Below are 7805 nucleotides of genomic sequence, written 5' to 3'. Positions count from 1 at the left end.
CAGGCGCGCGGCTGCGGCGGCGGCCTCCAGACGGGTGGTGTCCTCGATCGCGGTGATCAGCGCGGCGTCATCTGCCTGCCGTAGCGCGTCCCGATCCAGGAGTTCGAACATGCTTTCGATTCTAGGTTCGGGGTCAGACACGCTCGAGCAGTCGAACCCCGATCTGGGGATGAAACACACACTGTGCATAACCCACGAAACGAAGAGAGTTTGGGCAGGCCAGAAGGGTTGACGGCCGGAGGGCTCCACCCGCAGGCCAGACGGGTTGACGGGCCCGAGGGCTCCACCCGCAAGCCAGACGGGTCGGCGGCCCGAGGGCTCCACCCGCAGGCCAGACGGGCCGGCCCCGAGGGCTCCACCCGCAGACCAAACGGGTAGCGGACCGAGGGCGCGGGTGGGAGCGGGCTCCGTAAGAGAGCGGAAGACGATTCGAGCGGACGGGGGCGCCGGAGGCTTTGCGAACGTAACCAGAAGCCAGCGCAGCCTGCCGACGCAATAAGCCTTGACCCTCACGCGGCGTGAGGGCTGATAGTGGAGCCATGTCCGCCAACGCCAACCCGAAGGCCAACCCGGAGACCAAGTCCGTGGGAACAGTCGCCGATCTGACCGGCGTCTCGGTGCGAACGCTCCACCACTACGACCACATCGGCCTGGTGGTACCCAGTGTGCGCACCGCAGCCGGGTACCGCGGCTACACCGACGCCGATGTCGAGCGGTTGCACCTGGTGCTGGTGTACCGCACGGCCGGCCTGGCGCTGGCCGAGATCGCCACGCTGCTCGACGAGGACGTCGACGTGGTCGCCAGGCTGCGCCGACAACACCGGCTGCTGTGTGCGCAATCCGATCGACTGCAAGAGACCATCAAGGCAGTGGAGGAACTAATGACTGCGCATAGCAATGGAATTCAGCTCACCGCAACCGAACAGGTCGAGATCTTCGGCAGCACCGCATTCAGCGAGGAGTACGCCGAGGAGGCCCAGCAGCATTGGGGCGACACCGAGGCCTGGCGGCAATCGCAGACCCGCGCGGCCAAGATGTCCAAGCGGGACTGGAGCGCAATGAAGGCCGAGCAGGAAGCGCTGCTGCAGGCGTTGGCCGAGGCCAAGCGGGCCGGCCTGCGGCCAGGACTGGACACCGTGGAGTTGGCAAGGCGGCACCGGGCATCCATCGAGCAGTTCTACGACTGCGACGACGACATGCACGCGCGCCTGGCCCAGCTCTATCTGGACGACGAACGCTACGGTCGCTACTACGACGACGCCGAGCCGGGACTGGCCCAATTCGTGCACGACGTGATCGTGGCGAGTGTCGAAAACTAGTCGGCTGCGATAATCACCGGGTGAGTATCGAACCGCGCGCCACCGCTGATCTGGTCGACGAGATCTATCCGGACGTCCGTAGCTGCGACCTGCAGCTGCAAAATTACGGTGGCAGAACGATGTTCGCGGGCGCGATCACCACGGTGCGTTGCTTCCAGGACAACGCACTGCTCAAGTCCATCCTGTCCACACCCGGAAACGGCGGGGTCTTGGTGGTCGACGGCGACGGTTCGCTGCACACCGCACTGGTCGGTGACATCATCGCCGGCCTGGCGGCCGACAACGGTTGGTCCGGCGTGATCGTGCACGGCGCGGTGCGGGACGCGGCCGCCCTGCGCACCATCGACGTCGGGATCAAGGCGCTGGGCACCAACCCGCGCAAGGGCGGCAAGACCGGCGCCGGCGAGCGCGACGTCGAGGTTGCCTTCGGGGGAATCAGCTTCGTGCCTGGCGAGATCGCGTACTGCGACGAGGACGGCATCGTCGTCGTCGCGGGGTAGCGCGCGGGTGTGATCGTCATCTCGATGACCTGCCCCGATCTGCGGCTATGATAGATTGAAGATTTCATCAATCCATCAATCCGCAAGGGGTCGCCGTGCCGTACTCCGCCGAGCAACCGCTCTACGAGATCAAGGCCAACCTGTTCAAGGCGCTCGCGCACCCCGCGCGCATCCGGGTGCTCGAAATCCTCTCGGCCACCACGGAGCCCACCCCGGTCAGCGTGATCCTCGCCGACACCGGGCTCGAAGCCACCCTGCTGTCCCAGCATCTCGCGGTCCTCAAACGGCATCGGGTGGTCAGCGCAGAGCGGGTCGGCAACGCGGTCTATTACCAGTTGGCGCACCCGAAGATCTCCGAATTGTTGTTGATTGCACGGACATTCCTGGCCGATACGCTGGCCGGTAGTAGCGAGCAGCTCCGCGTCATGGAGTCGTTGCCGCCGATCGGCACCAAGCGATGACCACCTCGGGTGCGCTGGCCGCCGCGGTCCGCAAGACCAGGCAGCTGTTGCCGAGCCGGGCAGATTACGCCGAGCTGCCCAGATCCTGGCGCCGCGACATCCTGGCCGGCGTCACGGTCGGCGTGGTGGCGTTACCGCTGGCGTTGGCGTTCGGCATCAGTTCGGGAGTCGGCGCGGCAGCCGGGCTGGTGACGGCGGTGGTGGCCGGATTGATCGCCGCGGTCTTCGGCGGCTCCCACGTCCAGGTGTCCGGTCCGACCGGCGCGATGGCGGTGGTGCTGGCGCCGATTGTCGCGCAGTTCGGTCTGGGCAGCGTGGCGATGGTCACGGTGCTGGCCGGGCTGATCGTGCTGGCCGCGGGCGTGACCGGGCTGGGTCGAGCGGTGACGTTCATTCCGTGGCCGGTGATCGAGGGTTTCACGTTCGGTATCGCGACGATCATCTTCCTGCAGCAGGTGCCGGCCGCGGTCGGTCAGCACACACCGCCGGGGCAGTCGCCGCTGCCGTCGGCCTGGCGAGTACTGACCGAGGCGGAGTGGACGACCGCGGCACCGGCGCTGTTGGTGGTCGCGCTGGTCGCCGCGTTGATGATCGGATTGCCGCGCGTGCACCGGTCCATCCCGGAATCGCTGACCGGCGTGGTGGCAGCGACGTTGTTGGTGGTCGCCATCGATCTGTCGGTCGAGCGGATCGGCGCCCTGCCCGACCAGCTGCCGGCTCCGGTCCTTCCGCACGCCGACCTCGGTGCGATGCGCACCCTGCTGGGTGCGGCGCTGGCCATCGCGGCGCTAGCCGCCATCGAATCGCTGCTGTCCGCCCGGGTGGCGGCCACCATGGCACCGACCGGTCCGTACGACCCCAACCGTGAGCTGGTCGGGCAGGGACTGGCTTCGCTGGGATCCGGTTTGTTCGGTGGCATGCCCGCCACCGGTGCGATCGCTCGTACCGCGGTCAACGTGCGCGCCGGCGCTCGCACCCGGGTGGCGGTGATCGTGCATTCGCTGCTGCTGTTGGGTGTGGTGTACCTGGCCACCGGGCCGGTCTCGACAATCCCGCTGGCTGCGCTGTCGGCCGTGCTGATGGTGACCTCGTTCCGGATGATCTCCGGACACACCATCGCCACCATCCTGCGGTCCACCCGCTCCGATGCCGGGATCTTCTTCCTGACCGCGGTCATCACGGTGTGCTTCGACCTGATCGAAGCGGTGCAGATCGGCATTCTGGTGGCCGCGTTCTTCGCGTTGCGCACCGTGGCTCGGCGCAGCAGTGTCACCCGGGAAGAACTGCCCGGCCCGGCTCAGCCCGGTGACGAGCGCATTGCACTGCTGCGGTTGGACGGCGCGATGTTCTTCGGTGCGGCAGAACGGATTTCGAATTTGATCACCGACGCCGAGGACCGCCAGGTCACCGTCGTGATCATCCGGATGTCGCAACTGGGCATGCTGGATGCGACCGGCGCGCACACGTTGGCGCGGATTGCCGAGGAACTCGAGGCGCGCGGTGTGACCGTGATCATCAAGGGTGTGCAGGCCGAGCATCGCGACCTGTTGACCAACGTGGGCGTGATCGAGTCGCTGCGGCACGAGAACCACCTGATCGACTCACTCGACGAGGCGATCGACCACGCCCGCAGTCACGCACTGCGGTAGCTACAGCGACAGCCACGTTCCAGCACGCTCAGCCCGACGGCCAGGGCGTCGACGGGTACATCATCTGCTGGCCGCGGGTCGCCGTTTGCCGTCGTTCACCACCCGATGGTGGGAGACCCGGCCGGCGGGCCCGCGCTGGTCAGATGGGCGGGATGGTGCCGAACGGCCCGTACGGTCCATTGGAACCGATGCCGATCCCCGGAGCCGTCACTTGCGGTTGCGAGTAGATCTCGGCGTTGCCGGGGCTCTCGCAGGTCACCGAGCCGCCACCGCTGGTGCAGTGTTCCACGGGTTCCGCGTAGGCCACCGGCGCTACGGCGACACCGAGCGCGATTCCGAACGCCGCCGCCGCGCCGATCAAGGCCGAGCGGGGCGATTTGTGCTTCAGGTCCATGCTGTCCACACCTCCTTTGCTGGTGTGTCGTATGTCTTCCACGGTTGTCGCGTGGGCGCTGATTGTCATTGGGGCTGACCCCCGAGGGGAATGCCGGCCAGCAGGTAGTAGGGGGAGACTGGGCGTGTGCCGGTGTGAAGGGACCCGATGACCGAACGAAGCGACCACGGACTGCCGGAGCACGCCGCGCCGACGGCTTCGGTGCGCACCATCGTGGCGGGTGCGGACTTCCTGTTCCGGGAGGGTCTGGCGAGCCTGCTCGAACGTCGGGATTTCGTCGTGGTGGGTAGCGCGGGCGGCGTCGGCGAACTGGCTCCGTTGGTGCGCGCCACCGCACCGCACCTGGTGGTGATCAGCATTCCGGTACCGGCCGATCACCCAGCCGAATATGAGGCAGCACGGCTGTTGCGCACTGAGTTCCCGAAGGTCGGTGTGCTCGTCCTGTGCGCGCGCGTCGAGGTCCAGCATGCGATCGACGCGCTGTCCAGCGGTGCCGGCATCAGTTACCTGGTGACCAGCCGGGTGACCGACATCGAGGATTTCGTCGACATGCTCAAGCGAATTGCCAAGGGAGCATGCATCGTAGGACCGGCGGTGGCGGAGGCGCTGGTTTCGGCGCGGCTGCACGACGACCCGCTGGCCACGCTGAGTGCGCGGGAGCACGAAGTGTTGAGCCTGATGGCCGAAGGCCGGTCGAACGCCGGTATCGCGCGTCGACTGTATGTGGCGGAGGGCACCGTCGAGAAGCACGTGCACAGCATCATGACCAAGCTCGGGATCACGGAACGTCGAGACGATCACCGGCGGGTGCAAGCCGTCATCGCATTCATGCACGGGTGATGACAGCCGGATCGGAGTCCGCACGTTCGTGTGTCGGCGTTCATATTGACGGGTGTCGAGCTGCCAACCCATAATCGGGCTTATGCGAATCAAGGACGAATCTGCCCAGATCGACGAGTTGATTCAGCGCCTTACCGTGGCGTTCGCCGACCTTTCGCCGGGCGACGTCGCCGACACCGTCGATCATGCGCTCGCGCGGTTCGACGGCAGTCCGATCCGTGAGTTCGTTCCGCTGTTCGTGGAGCGCCGGGCCCGCGCTGAGCTGCGCGAGCTTTCATTCGCCGGTTCCTGACCGCACGAGCGGATTGTTCAAGACGAGCCGAGACGGCTCGGTCACGCTTGCTGCATGACGGAAACATTTACCCCGGCGCTCGGACGGTTTGCCCCCGCAAAGTTCTTCGACTACGTCGTTGCCCTCACGCGTGAGCGGCTCTGGCGTGCCTTGGCGGCGCTGTACGTGGCTCCGCGACCGGGCCAGGTGATCGTCGACGTCGGCTGCGGCACCGGATCGCTGGCGCTGCTGCTGCACCGAGTGGAACCGGCGGCCCAGGTGATCGGTGTCGACCCCGATCCAGAGATTCTGGAGGTGGCCCGGCGCAAGGCGGCCGCGGCCGATGCCTCGGTGCAGTGGATTCGCGGCATGGGAGACGCGCTGACCGATCAGCTGGATCCAGACTCGACCGACGCCGTCGTGTCCAGCCTGGTGTTGCATCAATGTCCGATGCCCACCAAGCGGGCGATACTCGCGTCGATGTTCGCCGTGCTGCGGCCCGGTGGAAAACTGGTGATCGCCGACTATGGGTTGCAGCGAACAATGTTGATGCGGTTGGGTTTTCGGATCGTCCAGCTTGCCGACGGCAAGCGCGACACCCAGCCGAACGCCGACGGCGTGTTGCCGCAGTTGATCTCCGACGCCGGGTTCGATGAGGTGCGGGAAGCCGAGACGGTTTCGACTGTCAGCGGCTCGATTTCGATTTACGTCGCGCGCAAGCCGTGAGCGCGCAGTAGCGGCACAACGGTGGCAGGCGTGACGCCCATCATCTCTCGCATCGAGCGATTCAGGTGTGCCTGATCGGAGAACCCGGCCGTGATTGCCGCCGCGGCCAGCGGCTCGCCGGCCTGCACGGCTTCCGCGACGCGGCGCAACCGCGACCACAGCCGCCAGCGAGCCAGCGGCATGCCCAACTCCGCGCGGGCCAGGGCGCGCAGCCGCTGCGGCGACAACCCGACCTGGGCTGCGACCGTCGGGATCGCGGCGGTGCCGTGGCGCAACGCATCCAGCGCGCGCACCAGCCGGGGATCGAGATCACCTGCTTGCCGGGTGGCACGGGCGACGTCCGCTTCGCACAGCGCGCGCAATTGCGGGACGACGGTGATGCCTGCGAGGCATTCCGCCCGCAAGTGGTCGGCGAACCGGCAGTGCGGCTCCACGAAGAAGGTCAGTACGTCCGGCGCGGCCTGCAGGCAGTGCCGCAGCATCGGTGGCACCACGAGAGCCGCCGCCCGATGCTCGGTGCCGGAATCGTCGGTGATGGCGACGGTGCCGGTCGAACTGATGGCGATCTGGAAGGCCGCGTGCCGATGCAGAGTGCCGGCGGCGATCGGCCCGCGGTAGACGGCGTAGCCGTCACCGATGCTGAACCGGGGTTCGCCATTGCCGAGCACGGTTCGAAGCGTAGAGCGCCGCGTGCCGGCTGGTCCTGCTGAGTGCCCTCGGTGAGACTCGAACTCACACTGGACGGGTTTTGAATCCGTTTCCTCTGCCAATTGGGATACGAGGGCGTGCGTGCTGCGAGTTACCACCATAGAGGATCGCTGGGCCGAGTTCGCACACGGTTTCTGCTGTGGGCGCCCCGGGCTCGCCGCGTCGGTGCCCGCAGGCGACAATGGTCGGCATGACCGGGCCCGATACCGCCGCAGCCAAGTCCCTCCGGGTGCTGATCGCCGAGGACGAGGCCTTGATCCGGCTCGACCTCGCCGAGATGCTGCGGGAAGAGGGCTATCAGGTGGTGGGTGAGGCCGGCGACGGGCAGGAGGCCGTCGAGCTGGCCGAAGCCGTCCGCCCCGATCTGGTGATCATGGACGTCAAGATGCCGCGTCGGGACGGCATCGACGCGGCCGCCGAGATCGCCAGCAAGCGGATCGCTCCGATCGTCGTGCTGACCGCCTTCAGTCAGCGTGACCTGGTGGAGCGGGCCCGGGAAGCCGGCGCCATGGCCTATCTGGTGAAACCGTTCTCGATCACCGATCTGATCCCGGCCATCGAGCTGGCCGTGAGCCGGTTCGCCGAGATCAGCGCGCTGGAACAGGAGGTCGCCAGCCTCTCCGACCGGCTGGAGACCCGCAAGCTGGTCGAACGCGCCAAAGGTGTGCTGCAGAGCAAGCAGAACATGACCGAGCCGGAAGCCTTCAAGTGGATCCAGCGCGCCGCGATGGACCGGCGCACCACGATGAAACGAGTCGCCGAAGTGGTCCTCGAGACGCTGGACCCACCCGCGCAGGCTGCGGAGGGCGCGTCGGAGACTTCTGTCACAGAATGATCACGACGGCTGCGCGGGTGGTCGCAGATCCGGCCCAGCCGATAGCGTCAAGCACCGAAGCCCGGGGGACTGGGTGAGACAAGAGTTGGCTTCGACCATGAG

The 7805-nt window shown here is 67.0% G+C and carries 10 protein-coding genes and 1 tRNA gene; 8 read left to right on the top strand and 3 right to left on the bottom strand.

The window, feature by feature from the left end; translation table 11 throughout:
- The first annotated feature begins 539 nt into the window (after positions 1 to 539).
- The 4 genes from AC5Y3P_RS19025 to AC5Y3P_RS19010 all read left to right on the top strand — a co-directional run bounded on the left by AC5Y3P_RS19025 (position 540) and on the right by AC5Y3P_RS19010 (position 3929).
- Positions 540 to 1319, top strand: a complete 780-nt coding sequence (locus tag AC5Y3P_RS19025; RefSeq protein WP_500047484.1) for a MerR family transcriptional regulator — start codon at positions 540 to 542, stop codon at positions 1317 to 1319.
- A 20-nt stretch (positions 1320 to 1339) separates the two neighbouring features.
- Entirely contained in the window at positions 1340 to 1819 is a 480-nt protein-coding gene (gene rraA, locus AC5Y3P_RS19020; RefSeq protein WP_500047483.1) for a ribonuclease E activity regulator RraA, read from the top strand.
- Between the two features lie 95 nt (positions 1820 to 1914).
- On the top strand, positions 1915 to 2280 hold the full coding sequence (locus AC5Y3P_RS19015; RefSeq protein ID WP_500047482.1) for an ArsR/SmtB family transcription factor: 366 nt from the start codon (positions 1915 to 1917) through the stop codon (positions 2278 to 2280).
- A complete protein-coding gene (locus tag AC5Y3P_RS19010; RefSeq protein ID WP_500047481.1) occupies positions 2277 to 3929 on the top strand; it encodes a SulP family inorganic anion transporter in 1653 nt (550 codons plus the stop codon). Before AC5Y3P_RS19015 ends, AC5Y3P_RS19010 begins: the two co-directional genes overlap by 4 nt.
- A 139-nt stretch (positions 3930 to 4068) precedes the next feature.
- Here AC5Y3P_RS19010 and AC5Y3P_RS19005 read toward each other — a convergent pair whose 3' ends face one another.
- Positions 4069 to 4323: a hypothetical protein gene (locus tag AC5Y3P_RS19005; protein ID WP_500047480.1), complete on the bottom strand. Its 255-nt coding sequence runs from the start codon at positions 4321 to 4323 to the stop codon at positions 4069 to 4071.
- A 147-nt stretch (positions 4324 to 4470) separates the two neighbouring features.
- Between AC5Y3P_RS19005 and AC5Y3P_RS19000 the strand changes: the two genes are divergently transcribed.
- The 3 genes from AC5Y3P_RS19000 to AC5Y3P_RS18990 all read left to right on the top strand — a co-directional run bounded on the left by AC5Y3P_RS19000 (position 4471) and on the right by AC5Y3P_RS18990 (position 6160).
- Positions 4471 to 5163: a response regulator transcription factor gene (locus tag AC5Y3P_RS19000; RefSeq protein WP_500047479.1), complete on the top strand. Its 693-nt coding sequence runs from the start codon at positions 4471 to 4473 to the stop codon at positions 5161 to 5163.
- Positions 5164 to 5245: 82 nt separating this feature from the next.
- A complete protein-coding gene (locus tag AC5Y3P_RS18995; RefSeq protein ID WP_500047478.1) occupies positions 5246 to 5455 on the top strand; it encodes a three-helix bundle dimerization domain-containing protein in 210 nt (69 codons plus the stop codon).
- Positions 5456 to 5509: 54 nt separating this feature from the next.
- Positions 5510 to 6160 carry a class I SAM-dependent methyltransferase gene (locus AC5Y3P_RS18990; protein ID WP_500047477.1) on the top strand — a complete coding sequence of 217 codons (651 nt, stop codon included), beginning with the start codon at positions 5510 to 5512 and terminating at the stop codon, positions 6158 to 6160.
- On the opposite strand, the gene AC5Y3P_RS18985 is transcribed toward AC5Y3P_RS18990, so the two are convergent.
- Together AC5Y3P_RS18985 and AC5Y3P_RS18980 are read right to left on the bottom strand one after the other, a co-directional pair.
- The gene (locus tag AC5Y3P_RS18985; RefSeq protein WP_500047476.1) at positions 6139 to 6828 is read right to left on the bottom strand and encodes a helix-turn-helix domain-containing protein; all 690 of its coding nucleotides are present in this window, start codon (positions 6826 to 6828) and stop codon (positions 6139 to 6141) included. The genes AC5Y3P_RS18990 and AC5Y3P_RS18985 overlap by 22 nt on opposite strands.
- 43 nt (positions 6829 to 6871) lie before the next feature.
- Positions 6872 to 6945, bottom strand: a tRNA-Leu gene (locus tag AC5Y3P_RS18980).
- A gap of 113 nt (positions 6946 to 7058) precedes the next feature.
- Between AC5Y3P_RS18980 and AC5Y3P_RS18975 the strand changes: the two genes are divergently transcribed.
- On the top strand, positions 7059 to 7703 hold the full coding sequence (locus tag AC5Y3P_RS18975) for an ANTAR domain-containing response regulator (protein WP_500047475.1): 645 nt from the start codon (positions 7059 to 7061) through the stop codon (positions 7701 to 7703).
- Positions 7704 to 7805: the final 102 nt, after the last annotated feature.

This window comes from Mycobacterium sp. NGS45 (assembly GCF_059812645.1).
The sequence above is the reverse complement of the archived record's forward strand: the minus strand, read 5'-3'. Positions and strand labels throughout refer to the sequence as shown.

Coding starts and splice junctions, on each gene's coding strand:
- AC5Y3P_RS19010 (WP_500047481.1), top strand. CDS start 2,277: ATGACCACCTCGGGTGCGCTGGCCGCCGCGGTCCGCAAGACCAGGCAG.
- AC5Y3P_RS19000 (WP_500047479.1), top strand. CDS start 4,471: ATGACCGAACGAAGCGACCACGGACTGCCGGAGCACGCCGCGCCGACG.
- AC5Y3P_RS18990 (WP_500047477.1), top strand. CDS start 5,510: ATGACGGAAACATTTACCCCGGCGCTCGGACGGTTTGCCCCCGCAAAG.
- AC5Y3P_RS19025 (WP_500047484.1), top strand. CDS start 540: ATGTCCGCCAACGCCAACCCGAAGGCCAACCCGGAGACCAAGTCCGTG.
- AC5Y3P_RS19005 (WP_500047480.1), bottom strand. CDS start 4,323: ATGGACCTGAAGCACAAATCGCCCCGCTCGGCCTTGATCGGCGCGGCG.
- AC5Y3P_RS18975 (WP_500047475.1), top strand. CDS start 7,059: ATGACCGGGCCCGATACCGCCGCAGCCAAGTCCCTCCGGGTGCTGATC.
- AC5Y3P_RS18995 (WP_500047478.1), top strand. CDS start 5,246: ATGCGAATCAAGGACGAATCTGCCCAGATCGACGAGTTGATTCAGCGC.